The organism is Bacillus sp. GW821-FHT11D08, from assembly GCF_058808515.1.
Window position 1 is genome coordinate 63,727 of the sequence record NZ_JBXARS010000003.1, and the last position, 15,399, is coordinate 79,125.

22 protein-coding genes and 1 tRNA gene are annotated in these 15,399 nt (G+C 45.3%); 5 read left to right on the plus strand and 18 right to left on the minus strand.

Annotation, left to right across the window (positions count from 1 at the left end; genetic code table 11):
• Positions 1–7 precede the first annotated feature (7 nt).
• From AC1RRX_RS07165 to AC1RRX_RS07205, 9 genes are all read right to left on the minus strand, one after another.
• A complete protein-coding gene (locus AC1RRX_RS07165; RefSeq protein ID WP_003153093.1) occupies positions 8–187 on the minus strand; it encodes a YqzE family protein in 180 nt (59 codons plus the stop codon).
• Between the two features lie 56 nt (positions 188–243).
• A complete protein-coding gene (comGG, locus tag AC1RRX_RS07170) occupies positions 244–621 on the minus strand; it encodes a competence type IV pilus minor pilin ComGG (protein WP_007408325.1) in 378 nt (125 codons plus the stop codon).
• The gene (gene comGF / locus AC1RRX_RS07175) at positions 622–1,122 is read right to left on the minus strand and encodes a competence type IV pilus minor pilin ComGF (RefSeq protein ID WP_258566475.1); all 501 of its coding nucleotides are present in this window, start codon (positions 1,120–1,122) and stop codon (positions 622–624) included.
• Complete coding sequence (gene comGE / locus AC1RRX_RS07180) at positions 1,031–1,345, minus strand: competence type IV pilus minor pilin ComGE (RefSeq protein ID WP_007408323.1); 315 nt, start codon at positions 1,343–1,345, stop codon at positions 1,031–1,033. The genes comGF and comGE overlap by 92 nt, the downstream gene beginning before the upstream one ends.
• Positions 1,329–1,766 (minus strand): competence type IV pilus minor pilin ComGD, encoded by a 438-nt coding sequence (gene comGD, locus AC1RRX_RS07185; protein WP_012117983.1) that lies wholly within the window; start codon positions 1,764–1,766, stop codon positions 1,329–1,331. The genes comGE and comGD overlap by 17 nt, the downstream gene beginning before the upstream one ends.
• On the minus strand, positions 1,756–2,064 hold the full coding sequence (gene comGC / locus AC1RRX_RS07190; protein ID WP_003153087.1) for a competence type IV pilus major pilin ComGC: 309 nt from the start codon (positions 2,062–2,064) through the stop codon (positions 1,756–1,758). Before comGC ends, comGD begins: the two co-directional genes overlap by 11 nt.
• A gap of 4 nt (positions 2,065–2,068) precedes the next feature.
• Positions 2,069–3,106 (minus strand): competence type IV pilus assembly protein ComGB, encoded by a 1,038-nt coding sequence (gene comGB, locus AC1RRX_RS07195; RefSeq protein WP_032866436.1) that lies wholly within the window; start codon positions 3,104–3,106, stop codon positions 2,069–2,071.
• Positions 3,093–4,163, minus strand: coding sequence for a competence type IV pilus ATPase ComGA (comGA, locus tag AC1RRX_RS07200; protein WP_003153083.1), 1,071 nt, complete (start codon positions 4,161–4,163; stop codon positions 3,093–3,095). Before comGA ends, comGB begins: the two co-directional genes overlap by 14 nt.
• A 192-nt stretch (positions 4,164–4,355) precedes the next feature.
• A complete protein-coding gene (locus tag AC1RRX_RS07205; protein ID WP_144464135.1) occupies positions 4,356–5,306 on the minus strand; it encodes a magnesium transporter CorA family protein in 951 nt (316 codons plus the stop codon).
• 145 nt (positions 5,307–5,451) lie between these two features.
• On the opposite strand from AC1RRX_RS07205, the gene AC1RRX_RS07210 reads away from it, so the two are divergent.
• Positions 5,452–6,753: a hemolysin family protein gene (locus AC1RRX_RS07210; protein ID WP_012117986.1), complete on the plus strand. Its 1,302-nt coding sequence runs from the start codon at positions 5,452–5,454 to the stop codon at positions 6,751–6,753.
• A gap of 37 nt (positions 6,754–6,790) precedes the next feature.
• Here the strand turns inward: AC1RRX_RS07210 and AC1RRX_RS07215 are convergent, their stop codons facing one another.
• Positions 6,791–7,621 carry an STAS domain-containing protein gene (locus tag AC1RRX_RS07215; protein ID WP_064115383.1) on the minus strand — a complete coding sequence of 277 codons (831 nt, stop codon included), beginning with the start codon at positions 7,619–7,621 and terminating at the stop codon, positions 6,791–6,793.
• A gap of 71 nt (positions 7,622–7,692) precedes the next feature.
• Here AC1RRX_RS07215 and AC1RRX_RS07220 point away from each other — a divergent pair.
• A tRNA-Gln gene (locus tag AC1RRX_RS07220) sits at positions 7,693–7,763 on the plus strand.
• A 64-nt stretch (positions 7,764–7,827) separates the two neighbouring features.
• Here AC1RRX_RS07220 and AC1RRX_RS07225 read toward each other — a convergent pair.
• Positions 7,828–8,208, minus strand: a complete 381-nt coding sequence (locus AC1RRX_RS07225) for a Spx/MgsR family RNA polymerase-binding regulatory protein (RefSeq protein ID WP_003153079.1) — start codon at positions 8,206–8,208, stop codon at positions 7,828–7,830.
• Positions 8,209–8,444: 236 nt separating this feature from the next.
• Here AC1RRX_RS07225 and AC1RRX_RS07230 point away from each other — a divergent pair, with 236 nt between their 5' ends.
• Complete coding sequence (locus AC1RRX_RS07230; protein WP_003153078.1) at positions 8,445–8,690, plus strand: DUF2626 domain-containing protein; 246 nt, start codon at positions 8,445–8,447, stop codon at positions 8,688–8,690.
• A 39-nt stretch (positions 8,691–8,729) separates the two neighbouring features.
• On the opposite strand, the gene AC1RRX_RS07235 is transcribed toward AC1RRX_RS07230, so the two are convergent.
• The gene (locus tag AC1RRX_RS07235) at positions 8,730–9,368 is read right to left on the minus strand and encodes an MBL fold metallo-hydrolase (RefSeq protein WP_012117988.1); all 639 of its coding nucleotides are present in this window, start codon (positions 9,366–9,368) and stop codon (positions 8,730–8,732) included.
• Between the two features lie 154 nt (positions 9,369–9,522).
• On the opposite strand from AC1RRX_RS07235, the gene AC1RRX_RS07240 reads away from it, so the two are divergent.
• Positions 9,523–9,696, plus strand: coding sequence for a DUF2759 domain-containing protein (locus AC1RRX_RS07240; protein ID WP_003153076.1), 174 nt, complete (start codon positions 9,523–9,525; stop codon positions 9,694–9,696).
• 32 nt (positions 9,697–9,728) lie between these two features.
• Here the strand turns inward: AC1RRX_RS07240 and AC1RRX_RS07245 are convergent, their stop codons facing one another.
• The 5 genes from AC1RRX_RS07245 to AC1RRX_RS07265 all read right to left on the minus strand — a co-directional run bounded on the left by AC1RRX_RS07245 (position 9,729) and on the right by AC1RRX_RS07265 (position 13,575).
• Positions 9,729–10,043, minus strand: coding sequence for an MTH1187 family thiamine-binding protein (locus AC1RRX_RS07245; protein ID WP_003153073.1), 315 nt, complete (start codon positions 10,041–10,043; stop codon positions 9,729–9,731).
• 5 nt (positions 10,044–10,048) lie between these two features.
• Complete coding sequence (locus AC1RRX_RS07250; RefSeq protein ID WP_020956082.1) at positions 10,049–11,086, minus strand: YqgU-like beta propeller domain-containing protein; 1,038 nt, start codon at positions 11,084–11,086, stop codon at positions 10,049–10,051.
• Between the two features lie 72 nt (positions 11,087–11,158).
• Positions 11,159–12,286 (minus strand): M14 family metallopeptidase, encoded by a 1,128-nt coding sequence (locus tag AC1RRX_RS07255; RefSeq protein ID WP_144464137.1) that lies wholly within the window; start codon positions 12,284–12,286, stop codon positions 11,159–11,161.
• 82 nt (positions 12,287–12,368) lie between these two features.
• Entirely contained in the window at positions 12,369–13,331 is a 963-nt protein-coding gene (gene glcK / locus AC1RRX_RS07260; protein ID WP_045208253.1) for a glucose kinase GlcK, read from the minus strand.
• Between the two features lie 34 nt (positions 13,332–13,365).
• Positions 13,366–13,575: a YqgQ family protein gene (locus tag AC1RRX_RS07265; RefSeq protein ID WP_007612586.1), complete on the minus strand. Its 210-nt coding sequence runs from the start codon at positions 13,573–13,575 to the stop codon at positions 13,366–13,368.
• 197 nt (positions 13,576–13,772) lie between these two features.
• Between AC1RRX_RS07265 and nhaC the strand changes: the two genes are divergently transcribed.
• Positions 13,773–15,137 (plus strand): Na+/H+ antiporter NhaC, encoded by a 1,365-nt coding sequence (gene nhaC / locus AC1RRX_RS07270; protein ID WP_076983531.1) that lies wholly within the window; start codon positions 13,773–13,775, stop codon positions 15,135–15,137.
• A 75-nt stretch (positions 15,138–15,212) separates the two neighbouring features.
• On the opposite strand, the gene yqgO is transcribed toward nhaC, so the two are convergent.
• A complete protein-coding gene (yqgO, locus tag AC1RRX_RS07275) occupies positions 15,213–15,386 on the minus strand; it encodes a protein YqgO (RefSeq protein WP_007408311.1) in 174 nt (57 codons plus the stop codon).
• Between the last annotated feature and the right edge of the window lie 13 nt (positions 15,387–15,399).

Below are 15,399 nucleotides of genomic sequence, written 5' to 3' on the forward strand. Positions count from 1 at the left end.
ATTCACTTTATTTTTTCCGCTGCATCCACAGCTTAAAACTATACGGCAATATTCCGAACCAGTGCTGAGAAGCCGGCACTTTCTTTTCTTTCCGCACTTCTTTTCGCTCTCTCCGTTCCTGTTTCGGCGTATCGAAATATTTAACGAATTGCTCAGTCATATATTTTACATAATCATTTGTTTTCACGGCTCTCACCTCATAGTGCTGTCTTTACTATGAAGTGTTGTCCCGCCGCCTCTTTTTTATACTTCCGTCCATTGAATCAGCTGTTTCTTCTTCTGATCGAACAAAAGGTGAGCCTCCCGTCTCGTTCCTGTCGTGGTTTCCGCCTGAATTGTAACCTGAACCGTTTCCCGCCGATCACTCCCCGTGATGTGAAAAGAAACGGTGCCATACGGAAAACGCTGTGTACCAGTTTGGACCCTTTGTCCCTGTGTCATATGGCGGCTTGACAGCAGCGCGCCGTTTTGGAGCAGGTTCTCTCCGGTCCAGTACTCCCCGGCCTCTTTTGCAAATGTTTTTCGGGTGATGAAATCAGATGAAGTATAGCTGATGACAAGTAAAACTGCGGCAGAAACAAACAGAACCGCGGGATATATAAAACCGTCAGATTTGTACATTTAATCACCTTTAAAAAAGCTGTAAACCGGAATGACCGCCTGATTCTTTTTACCTGCAACGCTTGAGATCTCTAATAAGAGCAGGCCGTTTTTCACATCAGCCGTTAATGATGCCGCGTTTTGCAGGATCGGCACGTGGCCTTTTCCGTTTACTCTTTTCCTTATCATCTTATGATAAATTTCAAAACGCACTTCTTCGCCTCCTGTTTTCCGGCATGCTAACGCCCGTCCGCCGTCCGCCGGCTTCACAGTCTCAGCCTGTTTACATTCGTTCATGATCTGCTGAACGGCAATTTGATGCTCCCGGCTGTCTAATCCGCCGTTATCGGTCCGGTTTGATAAAAACAGATGTAAAATCGGGCCCAAGGTGCCTGATAGGAAAAGACAGACTGCCAAGGAGAACAAAACATTAAGAAGCGTAAAGCCAGTCTGTTTTGAGAATGCTGAGGCACATTTCTTTTTCGCTGCGGTCAGCCGTACACACTTTGTAATACTCACCATCCTCCTTCCACTTCACACCGGGAGACGGCGGCTTTTTTCCGGTCATCATATAAGTGCTGATATGTTTCTGAAGAAGCTGGTACGCTTCATGGCGATCTTCTATTTTCAGACCATCAGTCAGCATGCCCGTCCAGACCGGAATGATAGACGTCATAAGGAACAGCCAAATGGCCATTGCTGATAGTGTTTCAATAGTAGAGAACCCCTTATTTCCGTTTAGCATGGACATTTCCGCTCCCTAAGTAAACTGTGATCTCATAGGTGAACCCGGCGCTCTTCAATTGAATCTTTCCTCCCGAATTCGGATGGCCTTTTTCGTTAAATTCAAGGCTCTCCGGTAAAGTCACAAGTGTAATGTGAAGCGAATCAAAGGAACGCTCGACAATCCTTCCGCCTGACTGCAGTTTATATTTATGCTCTTTTGGAAGAAAAGTGATTTTTGTTCTTTTATGTTCTGCGATAGCCGTTTCCTGAGCAAGCTGAATATCTTTTTGGAGCTGTTCTGTTTTTTGCCGCACGGCAAGGTGGGTGTAGGCCGGCGGAACCGTCGTGAACAAAACCGTCAGCAGGACGGACGCCAGGCTTAACACAATCAGGCTTTCAAGAAGGGTAAACCCATTTTCTGTCCGCCTGTTATTGTTCAACTGTAACTTCTCCGCCACTAATTAAGATCTGTTTACCATTCGGGCAGGCTGTATTCTTTTTGATATACCCCTCTGATTGTAAATCGTTCATATCCGGCATTTTACCTTCATGATCGATTTCGTACGCCGTCACTTGGGCTTTCACCATATTCTGCAGTCCTTCACAGCCTTTATGCTGAATGCTTTGATTATGTTTTGTAACGTTAGGAATGGTGATTAAAAGCAGAATGGAAACGATAAATAAAACGATCAGCATTTCAATTAAAGTAAATCCATCTTGATTTTTCAGACGAAGCACTCCCTTACATTTGGTTCATCATCTGGTACATCGGCATCAGCATTGACATGTAGACAATTAAAATCATACCGGCCACAACACCGTAAATGACAGGCTGGAGAATGCCGGTATACTTCGCCGCGTTTTGTTCAAGACGCTCCATCATAAACTGGCTGTACGTATAAAGTTCGCGGTGAAGCAGGCCGTTTGCCTGTCCGTGGCTGACTGCAGCCGCAAGGTCTTTTTCATAACACGGATGCCCGGAAAGAGCGGATTCTATGGTTTCTCCGGCTTTCAGACGTGTAATGAGCATCTCTGCTTCTTCACGATAAAAAGGCAGAAAAGATTGTTCTTTAAAAGCTGTTAAGCTGTCATAGATAGAAAGGCCGGATTTCAGAAGACTGCTGAGCTGTAAAGAGAAAAAGTAGCTGTTAAAAAGAACGGCCGCTTTTCCTAAGAGGGGTATTTTCACAACAATCAGCATTTTATCTTGCGGGGATTTTTTTTTACATAAGAACCAAACGTACAAAAACAAGCAGAAAGCGGCGGACAGCGCCAGTGCGCAGGCTTCATGAAAATGCCGAAAAAACGCAAAGATGAAAGCAGTCGTACCGGATGTATTCATATTCATTGATTGATAAATCCCAGCAAACTGCGGAATAATTAAACTTTGCAGAATATAAAACATGACACAGACGGAAGATATTAAAAACATCGGATACCGGAGCATTTTTTTGATTTGATTCGTCTGCATGAGCTTTCTCTGTAATAATTCGCCGCTTTGTTTCATCGCCCCCGGCAATTCCCCGTGTTTCTCCGCGAAATAGCAGATAGAGACGGCTTCTTTATGAAAAGACAGTGCCTCAAGCACTTGGTAAAACGCATCACCTTCCCTCAGCCGGCGGATTCCGTCCGTCAGCTCTGCAAGCTGACGTTTATGCAGCTGGAGTTGCAGCAGTCTGAGCCCTTCAATCAGACTGTATCCTTTTTCCGTCATTTCACCGAGCCTTTTCAAAAAAGCCGCTTGATCCTTCAACGGCCAGGTTCGTTTAATCCGCTTCATGATACACCCACCGATCGTAATTGTCGGTCGTGACATAGCCGAGCGCGATTCCTTTTCTGATCAGCCTGCGGAGCGTCTGATATTGAAAATTGGCGTGCTCTCCCTTTGCTTCCTGAAAGCATTGGGTGAGGTTTTTCCCGTAGAGCAGTTCATAAATGCCCGCACGGCGTGTCTGCCTGTACATCCGGCAGTACACGGAACAGTTTTCCTCTTTGCAGAACGGACATGTTAAATCAACCAGACGCTGAGCGGCAATGGCAATGACGGTTTGTTCAATTTCTGTCATGTTCACGCCGAACTCCAGCAGCCTGTATATGGCGCCCTTAGCATCTCTTGTATGCAGGCTTGAAAGAACGAGGTGTCCCGTCATGGCCGCGCGGACTGCGATTTCAGCCGTCTCGGCATCCCTGATTTCCCCTAAGATGATCATATCGGGATCATGTCTTAAAATCGCTTTTAAACCGGCGGAATATGTGACTCCGGCTTTTTCATTCACCTGAACTTGCAACACATCCTCATCTCTTGTTTCTACGGGGTCTTCAAGCGTGACAATCCGACGGTTGAAATGCCTTTTTGCATAGTTGACAAGCGAGTAAAGAGTGGTCGTTTTTCCAGATCCGGTGGGGCCGGTAAACAGAAGCAGGCCGTGCGAATGCTTCAGAAAGGACAATAGTGCGGCGCCCGCCCCCCGAAATAAGGACAATTTATCCAGAGGGGGAATCTGCCGCTTAGGCAAAAGCCTGATGACAAGACTTTCATCATTCATTGTCGGCAAGGTTGACATTCTCAAATGAACGGTTTCCGTCGGAAGCGGCAGAGACAATGACCCGTTTTGCGGCTTACGTCTTTCTCCTATATCCATGGCCGATAAAAACTTGAAATGAGAAATAAGCCTTACGCATTCCTCTTTTTTTAAGACTCTTTTTTTCACAAGAGCATGGCCGATGCGAAAATGAATGAAAGCATCCTTTTCTCTCGGCACAATGTGTATATCTGAAGCCCTTGCCGTATAGGCCTCGTTTATGATGTTCCTGCTGTATGTTTCTATATTTTTCACAAGACTTCCCTCCTTCCGCACGTATTGTAAATCAGATACACAAAAGCCGGCAAAGGAGAGATTATGCGTTTTACAGTGTGTAAAACGTAAAAAAATAAAAAATAAGCCACCTGACATTGATTTACCGAATGAAATCCGGAACCATTCGGCCATTTTCAGCCATCAAAAAAAGCAGGCGTATGCCTGCTCTTCTTAGCGTTTCTTTTCTTTCCGCAAATATTTTTTTTGATGCTCCCTCAAAATGTCCCCTGTCCAGCCTTTCTGCCGCAGATAAATATAAATCAGCAGGGTTGATACAATAATGAGCACGATGGAACAAATATACGCATATTTCCAATGAAGCTCCGGCATGTTATCAAAGTTCATCCCCCAGAGAGCTCCAAGCGCCGTCATCGGTGTAAAGAGAGTTGTAAAGATCGTCAAGGCTTTCACAATTTCATTTCCTCTTTGGGAGGTAATGACTTCCTCGGCGTGCAGCAGATTGCTCAGTTCCTGATCAAACTCATTGATATATGTAATTCCTCTTTCCATCTTTTGATGAGCTCTGAGGTAATCTTTCTGCCTGTCATTTTTCGGGAGAAAAGCTTCTTTTAAAGCCATTTCCACTTTTTGAGCCCCCAGTGTAAGGCCTTTCCAAATGAACAGCTCATGGCGCAGTTTATGCACATTTTCCAAGATTCCTTTGCTGTTGTCATCATGAATCTGCCATTTCAGCGTCCGCTGCTTGACTTCAAATTCATCCAGTCCGATCAGATAGGAATTCATCAGCTCTCCCAGCAGAACAAAAAAGCCTTCAATCGGATTTTCACAGGTTTGAATCTGCTGTGTGGCATGCTTTTCTTTTACACCGCGCAGCAGCGAAAAATCAAAATTAATTGTAAAAAAGAAGTCTCTCGTAATATAAAAGTGAAATACGGTATGGTTTTTTTCATCATCTAATCCTTGATGATAGATTAAAGAACCGAAAACCGCTTCATTATTCTGATCATTTGTATCTGAGCGCAGAAAGTTTATATGATTTTCATGTTCAAACCACTTTTCGCATTGCGGCCAGTGATTGTGATGGATCATTTTTTTCGCTTCTCTCTTTTCATGCGGACCGAGCTGGTACCACAGCCAGTCCGCACCCGAATGTACCTTCATCTCTTGTCATCCTCCAGTATCGCTTTCTTGTTTTATTACCGTAAATGAAGCAGGCTAAACCAGGTTCGATGTTTGAGCAGCTTTCTACAGTGGTATTATTCCGAAAAAAGGGAGGTGCAAGCCTTCCTTCGCGGAAGGCGTTACATTGTATATCATCAAACTATCTGCCATCGTACTATTTATTTTATTAACGGCATGTTTTGTCGCCATAGAGTTTTCAATCGTTAAAGCAAGGCGCTCCCGCATTAATCAGCTCATTGAGGAAGATGTAAAAGGAGCAAAAGCAGCCAAGCATGTCATTACACACCTCGATGAATATTTATCGGCATGCCAATTGGGCATCACCGTCACCGCTTTGGGAATCGGCTGGCTGGGTGAACCGACAGTCAAAGCGATGCTTCAGCCGTTATTTTTAAAGACCGGAGTTCACGAAGCGGTTGCCCAAGTCCTGTCATTGATCATCGCCTTTCTGCTGGTTACATATGTGAATGTCGTTATCGGCGAACTCGCCCCGAAAAGTTTTGCTATCCAAAAAGCCGAGCGGATTACACTTTTGTCTGCCAGACCGATGATTTTGTTTTATAAGTTAATGTTTCCGTTCATCTGGCTGCTCAATCATTCCGCCCGCCTGATTACAGCCATGTTCGGCTTGAAGCCTGCTTCCGAACATGAAATGGCTTATACGGAAGAGGAATTGCGGGTGCTCCTTGCCGAAAGCTATCGAAGCGGCATGATTAAAAAAAGCGAGCTGCATTACGTAAATAACATTTTTACATTTGATAAGCGCACTGCCAAAGAAATTATGGTGCCCCGGAATGAAATGGTGAGCCTGCCGTTAGACAGCGGATCGGGACATATGCTCCGGGACATTATCAAAACAAATAAATATACCCGGTATCCCGTAGTAAAAGGAGATAAAGATCATGTAGTCGGCATCATCAATATAAAAGAAGTTTTATTCAGATTCCTGTCAGAAGGAGCGGCGTTTACAAAACATGAACTCAGCCCTTACATCCAGCCGGCGATCCATGTGATTGAGACGATTCCGATTTATCAATTATTCGTTAAAATGCAGCGGGAACACGCCCATATGGCCATTCTCATTGATGAGTACGGCGGAACCGCGGGATTAGTAACGGCGGAAGACATCATTGAAGAGATCGTCGGCGAAATCCGCGACGAATTTGATACGGATGAAACACCTTCCGTTCAAAAGCTTGGGAAGAACCGCTATCTCCTGAACGCCAAATTGCTGATCAGTGACGTCAATGATGTACTCGGAACAGAGATTACGGCTGATCAAGTCGATACACTCGGGGGCTGGTTTCTTACTCAGCATATTGACGCGAAGCCCGGGAGCACCATTGATTTTGAAGGCTACACATTTACGGTAAAAGAAATCGACAGCCATCATATCATTACGATTGAAGCTGAAAAAGCTGAATAGCTGAGGGAGACATCCCTCCCGGCCATTCAGCTTTTTATCATCTTAATGATTCTTTTACGATAAATCCGTTTTTTGCCAGCGCTTTCGCCAGACTCTGCTCCGTTTTCACCTGAGAAAAATCGATGCCGAGCTTCACGACGGTCTGCGCGATTTCCGGCCTGATGCCTGAGATTGTCGTTTCTATGCCAAGAAGTTTTGTGCTGTCAATCACTTTAAAAATCTGATAAGCGACCATCGTATCCACAATCGGCACACCTGATATATCTAAAAATAAATAAGAAAGACGGAGTGAAGAACATTGGTCAAGCACCGATTCCAAAATCATTTTTGCCCGGTAGGTGTCAATTTCGCCGACGAGCGGCAAAATTCCAATACCGTCGGCAATCGGCATAATCGGCGCACTTAGTTCGTTAATCATTTCTTTTTGGGCGTTTAATTGTGTAACCGTCACTTTATAATATTCCTCTGTAAATACTTCAATCATATGGTCAATTGCTTTGTTCAGCTTCTCTCCCCAATGGAATACCGCATTCGCCCCAGGCTTCTCAGACATTGTTTCACAGCACGTCTGTATGCGGTTCCAGACCAATCTTCGGAATTCTTTAAAGCTCGTGACGCTTTCATAGACCGGTACTTCATGGACGGCCCGGTCCCTTGCGAACTGAAGCGCCCATTTCGTCAGCTCCTCTTCCGCGCCGTCTTTTTCCGATAAAATGCCGGCAACGATTTCAATTAACAGACGGTGCTGCATTTCCGCTTTCTGATCATCTGTAGGCCGCCCCGATTTTGGTATGAGCAGCCACTGGCGTGTGATTTCACCTGATTCTTCAATTAAGGTTCGAGATAATGCTTCACTCAAATGTTTCACGGGTCTCCTCCATTCAAATTCCTTTGTATGTATAAATCGGCGCCGGACGCACATACTGTATTTACATCCGATGGGCTATAGCCAAGCGGTAAGGCAATGGACTTTGACTCCGTGATCGTTGGTTCGAATCCAGCTAGCCCAGTCCCGCAACCGCAAAAAACGAAGATTAGCTGATAAATTTTGATCAGCGGATCTTCGTTTTTCTCTTATGATACAGATTGATGTACCGTTTTTTTCTTCGTCAGCTTCATCAGTTCTCCCGGATTGTATCCGATAACGAGTTTATTGCGATCGATCAGAATCGGACGCCGCAGCAGTTTCGGCTTCTCAGTCAAAAGCTTCAGCACTTCATTTACAGTCATTTCTTCAATGTTCAGGTTGAGATTTTTAAATGTTTGACTTCTCGTCGCCAATATTTCATCAATTCCTTCAGTCGTTAATGATAAGATCTGCTTCAATTCATCAATTGTCGGTGTCTCCCTGAATAGATGGCGCTCTTGAAAGTCAACATTGTGGGCTTTTAACCAATGTTTCGTTTTTCGGCATGATGTGCAGCTCGGGTATGAATAAAAAATAAGTTCTTTCATTTTTAAAAATTCCTCCCTCGGATAATCCGTCTCTTTGTTAACATAAGTACCCTGAACTTTTTTTCATTAAACATATTTCAAAAAGATTTTTCGGATCTTTTTCAGAGGGCGGCATAAGATATAAAACACAGGGAAAGACATAAATTCCACAATAAATATAATCATGAAAATGTTTACATTTCGAGTGCCGATCTATTATAATAAACTTCAGATAGACTCTCGGGAGGGGATAAGGAATGAATCGCATGTTCCGGGTGTTAGGATTTTGGACGGGGATATTTGCAGTCATGTTTTTTTTAGGGGGCATGAAAGACGCTTCACTTTTGTTTTTTGGACAGACGATCTTTTTCGTATTTCTTTCTTATTTGAATCTGACTGAGCGGATGTATATTTATATTTTCGGAGCTTACTTAACCGTATTTTTCGCCGGATTTACATATTACTCTATTTTTATTATGACACCGGGCGGCGGAACCCACTGACAGAAAAAGACAGACCGATTATGGTCTGTCTTTTTTCATTTACAGTGAAAAACCATTGATAAACGGGTTTCGCTCCTGCTCTGTCTGAATATCCGTTTCCGGCCCGTGCCCGCTTAACACAAGTGTATATCCGGGAAGCGTGAGCAGTTTTTGATGAATGGAATCAAGCAATACGTCCTGACTTCCGCCGTGTAAATCAGTGCGGCCGATGCCTCCCTGAAAGAGCACATCACCTGAAATCACCAGATCCGCGTCCTTCACATAATAAGAAACGCTTCCCGGTGAATGTCCCGGCGTAAACAATGTCTCCAAATGGAAAGGCCCGATGTCCAATATGCCGTCGCCTTCGATGAGCCGTTCGGCGGGCCGTGCCGTTACGGCGATGCCACGCAATATGCCCGATCCGTTTAAGGAAGAGTCCTCCAGCCACTTTTCTTCATTTTTGTGAAGATATACGGGAACATCCCATCTGTCTCTTACTTCGTCAAGCGCGCCGATATGGTCAAAATGGGCGTGCGTCAGTAAGATGGCCAGCGGCTTCAGATTGTTTTCTTTTATGTAATTGTTGATTTTGTCCGCTTCTCCGCCCGGATCAAAAATAAGACAGGACTGATCCTCACTGACAAGAAAATACGCGTTTGCCTGAATCGGACCGGCCGGCATTCGTCTCCATTTCACTTTCATCACCTCTTTATGTATATGCCCTTATTATGAAGGTTTTCTGCGGAAGATTCAATGAATGCGGCCGGGAAAACGCTATCGACAAACAAAATGAAAACGGTTAAAATGAAATGGAAAGATTTTCAGGTTCCAATGACAAAGGAGGAGCATGATGTTACTTGTTGTAATCTTCGGCCTTGTCGCATTATTAGCTGTATTAGGAGTCCTGCGGGCTGTCAGACAGAGAAATATCCTGGGATTTTTGTTAGCCGCCGCCACGCTGGGCGTGTTTGGCTGGTTTACCGTAATGACCGTTGTAACCAGCGGCTATCCGACTGCACATTAAAAGCCTGTATCCAATGGATACAGGCTTATTTTTTATTGCTGCAAATGTTTGCTGACACTTTTGATTTTGCTCTCCAGTGTCGTTTCTTTATCACGTCTGTCATCAATGCGGATATTTGTCGCCACTCTGTGCAGCCCTTTTTGGAACGGGGCTTCGTGAATGTCCTGAATGACTGCGAATAAGTCGCTCAGCTCACCTTCAATCAAAGTGTTCATCGGCGTGAGCTGAAATTTGATCTTGCCGGCAGCTTTGTAACCCTCCAAAATGTTTTGCACATCCGCTACATACTCACTGACGCTCGGTGTTTTTGTTCCGATCGGAATGATTGTCACATCTGCAATTGCCATTTGGTTCAAACTCCTTTTTCATTTGTTATGATTGGTTCTGTCATGCCTGTTTTCAGTGAAATCAGACGGTCATACGTAAAGCCGTATAAAGCGTATTCCCCGTTCGGAGAGATCTGAATCGGCTCCATTTCCGTGTTTTTGAGCACCGTCCGCTCCCGTTCGTCTCCTAAGTCAAAGCTGATCAGATTGTAAGAGCGGCCTTCAGGCTTGAATATGTAAAACCGCTTGTGTGTCTGATCGTAATCATATTCCATCGGCGCAAAGCTCTGATACTTTTTTTGGAGAGGAAAGCGGTGCGTCACGGATGCCGGCTTTTGGAAAAGGAACTCGCCGTCTCCGTCCGATTGATCCGTTTGTCTGACGGCAATCGTCATGCCCGGGCGGGAATCGGCCCAGATGACGTGATGAAGCACTCTTTTTTCTTTTTTTGTCTGCAAGTCATAAGAATATAAAGGACCCTCTTCCTCCGTTTTTCCTTGCTTGATATATTGGAATTCATCAGTGGAGGTCCAATGGACAAAAGGAGCCTGAACGGGACTCTTTTTTAAAATGCCGTTGTTCATATCGGCCGTATAGGCAGTGAAGTCCCATGTTTCAGTAAAAACGGTAATCATCATTTGATACGGGTCATACGGATTCCAAGCCGTCTCCAGTTCATAAGAGTTAAAGGCTTTGTGATAAAGTCTTTTCCCCTGCTTGTTCATAAGCACAAGCTCAGTCTGACCGCTGCTTGTCACCTGTACGAGAATCAGCTGTTTTTTCCGGCTGATCTTTACATTGACAATATTGCCCTTTGTTTCATAGAGCCGTTCGGATTTTCCGCTGAAAAGATCATATTTCATCAGCTGATGATGTGCTGTATACAGGATCGTTCTGTTATCCAGCCATCCTTCCGTTTTCTCCGCTTCCTTTTTACTGAGCGGAACGATTTTCTGTTCTGCCGATTTTGCCGAAACGCCTGTGTCTTGCTGCTGATGAGATGGTTCACAGGCCGCTAAACACAGAACGAATGCGGACAGCAGAACACAAACCAAGTATCTCACCAGCCTTCCCTCCATTCTTTTCTATTGTCCCATATTTGTTTATGTAAACAAATGAGAAATTTCACAGATGTCTCAAAAAACAAGCGACCTCCACAAAATACCTTCCGTCGCTTGATAAATATCAGCAAACTGATGAAAAGGCAAAGGGTTTTTTCCCTTCCCGAGCTCAATGGTATAGCCCTCTTTTCCATACTGCTGTATAAACCAATCCCTAAAACCCGCATGGCTGTCAATGGTTTTAACGCCTTGATAGCGGTTTCCGCTTATCGCTTCAAACTCCCGAATCATCCGGGATGATTGCTCCGGTTCACATCCTTCGTACCCCCAATAAATCTCTTCTCCCTGCGTATGAAGAGCGATCAGCCGGTCAGGCGGCTGTTCCGTTATCAGCCGGTGCATCGCCTGCGCCTCCGGTTCAGTGAGCGGCGCCGTCCCCGGAAAATCACGGTGTGAAGGGGCTTTCGGTTTGCGCCTCTGTTCAATATCCCAATTGGATGGGAAATGTTTATTTAAATCCACACCGTTTATATTCGCCTTCCATTCGCGGAAATCCGGGCGGTGTTCATTTAATCGATTAAGAAATTCATTTTTTTCTGATAAATCTTCACATCCGTAAAGTACGAGATCAACACCGTCGGGATTTACGAGCGGAACGAATGACAATGATGTCAGGCTGAATATATCAAGCGCAGAGTGCCCGAAAACGGTTTTATTTTCGCATAATCCCGTGCAATATTCTTTACACCATTTAAGCGCGACCGAGGTGGTGATCCATTCATTGGCATGAAATGAGGCGTTTACATGGACTTTTCTTTCGGCCGTATCCGCACCTATTTTCAGCTCATAAAGCGGCTTTCCCAATACGGAACTGCCGATTTTACGGCACGTGACAAACGGAAAGACATCCGTTATTTTCTCAATTTCTTCATAAACCGATTGGGACCCGTACACCTTTTCTTCCTTCACCCATTGATCAGTGGAAAGAGTCCTTTCACAGTGCCGGATGTATCGCGAAAGCCCGCTCAGCGTCTCAAGCGGCGGACCCTCTGACTGCCCGCTCACGGCAAAGCCGGGGCAAAATAATTCATCGTTTTCCGCCGTTTTATCAGCGGCTTTCAACAGTTTTTCATCAATTGAAAGCACCTTTGCAATATCTTTCATATGCTGTTTCAATTCAGGTTTGACACGAATTCCCGCCATGTTCATCCCCCTTTTTTAAAAACTATATGACAGGGGAGATAAAAAAAGAAAGCCGCCCGCGATATGGGCAGGCAGACTTTCTTCAGCAGTTTTGATGTTTGAGCCATTCATTTTTGGCAATCCACGCCCCGCCGATGACTCCGGCGTCATTTCCAAGTGCCGCAATCGAAATATCCGCCGCTTCCGCAGAACGCGGGAATGCGGTGATTTTGAAAGTCTCTTCCACTTTTGACCGCAGGATTTCACCCGCTTTAGACACGCCTCCGCCGAGCACGATTTTCGTCGGATTCATGGCGCTTGCCAGATTTCCGAGCACGAGGCCTAAATGTTTTGCGACATAATCGACGACTTCAAGCGCTGTCTTATCCTGCTGTTTAGCCGCTTCGAACACGTCACGTGCCGTCAGATCATCCACTTGTAAGAGCGAAGAGTCGGAAACCGCCGCAAGCTTTTCTTTCGCGATGCGGACGATGCCGGTTGCGGACGCAATCGTTTCGATGCAGCCGGATTTTCCGCAGTTGCACGGAGCTCCTCCTTCCGGAATACTGCAAATATGACCGATTTCTCCGCCGGCCCCGTTTTTACCGTGAACGATTTCTCCGTTGACGATGATGCCTCCGCCGACTCCGGTTCCGAGCGTCACTAAAATGACATCTTTGGCCCCGTCACCTGCACCCTTCCACATTTCTCCGAGCGCCGCGATATTGGCATCGTTTTCAATGACGGCCGGAATACCCGTTTCCGCCTCGAGATGGTCTTTCAGCGGATAGTTTTTCCACCCCATATTTGTCGTCTCATAGACCACTCCCGTCGCCATTTCCACGGGTCCGGGCGCTCCCATTCCGATCCATTTTACGATCCGTTTCGGCTTGTTCAGTTCTTCCAGCTTCTGATCAAGCGCTTTGGCGATCGTGACCGTAATTGTGTTTCCTGATTTATCGGTCGGAACTTCCCATTTATGCTGAATTTCACCGTACATGTTGATGAAGGCCAGCTTGATGGTTGTCCCGCCAAGATCAATCCCCGCAAACCATGTATCTTCCATAATAATCTCCTTTTCTTATTAAAATCCTGCTTTGTTATCTGCCTTTGATCCGCTCCGATTCTCTCTGAAGAACACCGGCGGCTTTTTGCCATAATTCTCTTTCAATCACGTTTGACAAGTACATTTCCTTTAATTCATCTTTCATAAAGTCTATTTCGGCTTGTCTGTCACCGAAATAAACGATATGTCCGAATGACTTAAACAGCTGCTGCACGTCATAAAATGAATTCATCTGCTTCACCATTTCTATTCTTCTTAGTATAAGCGTATTTCATCACTGATCCGGGCGTCAAGCAAAAAACGATTGGAGAAAATATCCTTGTATTATTTTCATAAATTGTATATTCACAATTGTAAAAAAACACTCATTTAAGCGTTTTTCTGTTACAATACTTTCGTGCCCAAAAGCACAAAAGGATTAAAGTTTGATGGGGTGTTGTTTTGAAACAAGAAAAAAGGCTGACGTTCATCTCAGCCATCAGTTTATTTGTCTTGATGTTAGCAGTCATTATGTCCTGCCTGTTTTTCTTTCATACAGAGCCGCATATGCCGCTGTTCTTTTGCGTCATTATTCTGTCTCTGGCAGGTTTGTGGCTCGGTTTCTCGTGGGAGAGTCTTGAAAAAGGAATTGTCAGCGGATTGAAAAACGGTGTGCAGCCGATTATCGTACTGGCTTTGATCGGTATGCTGATCGGCGCCTGGATGTACAGCGGCGCCATTCCCACCGTCACCGTTTACGCTTTGTCAATTATACAGCCGAGTCAGCTGCTTTTGACCGCATTATTTTCCTGCATGATTATCAGCACGCTTGTCGGCTCAAGTCTGACAACTGTCAGTACAATCGGCGTCGCGCTGTTAGGGGTAGCAAGCGCGGCGGGAGTTCCGCTCGAATGGACGGCGGGAGCAGTCATTTGCGGGGCTTGTTTCGGTGATAAAATGTCACCGATGTCCGACACGACGAATTTTGCCGCCGGAATCGGCGAAATTCCGATTTTTAAGCATATTCGCCATATGATGGGCACTACCGTTCCGGCACTGCTGATCACGATTGTTCTTTTTTATATTCTCGGTTCATCGGTTTCAATAAATGCCGCTTCAACGCAAAATATTGAGGCGGTCATTTCCGGAATGAAAGAGGCCGTGCACATTACGCCTTGGTCGCTTCTTTCACCTCTGTTGGTGATCATTTTAGCTGTGAGACGGATTTCCGTGATTCCGGTGCTTACCGCCGGTATTATTTCCGCAGGGCTTCTGACTGCTGTTTTTATTCCTGACAGCAGCATTCAAGGATTTATATCCGCCCTGCAAAGCGGGACGGCGTTTAAAACCGGCGACCAGGCTGTGGCCAGCATTATCAACAGAGGCGGGCTCCAATCGATGATGGGATCAGTCTCTCTGATCATGATCGCCTTTGCGCTCGGCGGCCTGATGGAAAAAACGGGCCTGATCGCGGCGCTGCTTCAAGGATTGATAAAAGGCGTGCATACGAAAGGACGTCTTGTCATGGCGACCGTCTTCTCAAGTATAGGCGTAAACCTTGCGACAGGTGAGCAGTATTTGTCGATCTTAATTCCGGGTCAATCTTATAAACCTTTATATGACAAGCTCAGCATTAAGCGGATTCACCTTGCGCGGTCGCTTGAGGACGGCGGAACATTGATCAACCCGCTGATTCCCTGGGGAGTAAGCGGCGCTTTTATGGCAAGCGCACTAGGGGTTTCCGTCATCGACTACCTGCCGTTTACCTTTTTCCTGTACATTTCTCCTATGATCTCAATTCTGCTCGGTTTCCTGAAAAAAAGCTGACAATACGAGAAAACCTGCCGTTTTTTACCGGCAGGTTTTCTTATGCAAAAAATCCCGCTGAAAAACGGGATTTGTTTAAAATGCCTGCTGAATGAATTTGTTTCTGATAAACGGTATTTTTAAAAAGAAATGAATGAATGACCGTCTAATCCCCGGCTGGCTGAGCACGCTGTTCATCAGACGGTAGCGGTTTTGGTAAACGGCTAAAACAGATACGGCGCATAATGAGTAGATCAACAATTTTTTCATCTTATCCCTCCTG

Bases quoted from the DNA above. Each gene is read 5' to 3' on its own strand.
- comGG (WP_007408325.1), bottom strand. From the start codon at position 621: ATGTACAAATCTGACGGTTTTATATATCCCGCGGTTCTGTTTGTTTCT.
- comGF (WP_258566475.1), bottom strand. From the start codon at position 1,122: ATGGTGAGTATTACAAAGTGTGTACGGCTGACCGCAGCGAAAAAGAAA.
- comGE (WP_007408323.1), bottom strand. From the start codon at position 1,345: ATGCTAAACGGAAATAAGGGGTTCTCTACTATTGAAACACTATCAGCA.
- comGB (WP_032866436.1), bottom strand. From the start codon at position 3,106: ATGAAGCGGATTAAACGAACCTGGCCGTTGAAGGATCAAGCGGCTTTT.
- AC1RRX_RS07205 (WP_144464135.1), bottom strand. From the start codon at position 5,306: ATGAAGGTACATTCGGGTGCGGACTGGCTGTGGTACCAGCTCGGTCCG.
- AC1RRX_RS07225 (WP_003153079.1), bottom strand. From the start codon at position 8,208: ATGAAAGAACTTATTTTTTATTCATACCCGAGCTGCACATCATGCCGA.
- AC1RRX_RS07230 (WP_003153078.1), top strand. From the start codon at position 8,445: ATGAATCGCATGTTCCGGGTGTTAGGATTTTGGACGGGGATATTTGCA.
- AC1RRX_RS07240 (WP_003153076.1), top strand. From the start codon at position 9,523: ATGTTACTTGTTGTAATCTTCGGCCTTGTCGCATTATTAGCTGTATTA.
- AC1RRX_RS07245 (WP_003153073.1), bottom strand. From the start codon at position 10,043: ATGGCAATTGCAGATGTGACAATCATTCCGATCGGAACAAAAACACCG.
- AC1RRX_RS07255 (WP_144464137.1), bottom strand. From the start codon at position 12,286: ATGGCGGGAATTCGTGTCAAACCTGAATTGAAACAGCATATGAAAGAT.
- glcK (WP_045208253.1), bottom strand. From the start codon at position 13,331: ATGGAAGATACATGGTTTGCGGGGATTGATCTTGGCGGGACAACCATC.
- AC1RRX_RS07265 (WP_007612586.1), bottom strand. From the start codon at position 13,575: ATGGTGAAGCAGATGAATTCATTTTATGACGTGCAGCAGCTGTTTAAG.
- yqgO (WP_007408311.1), bottom strand. From the start codon at position 15,386: ATGAAAAAATTGTTGATCTACTCATTATGCGCCGTATCTGTTTTAGCC.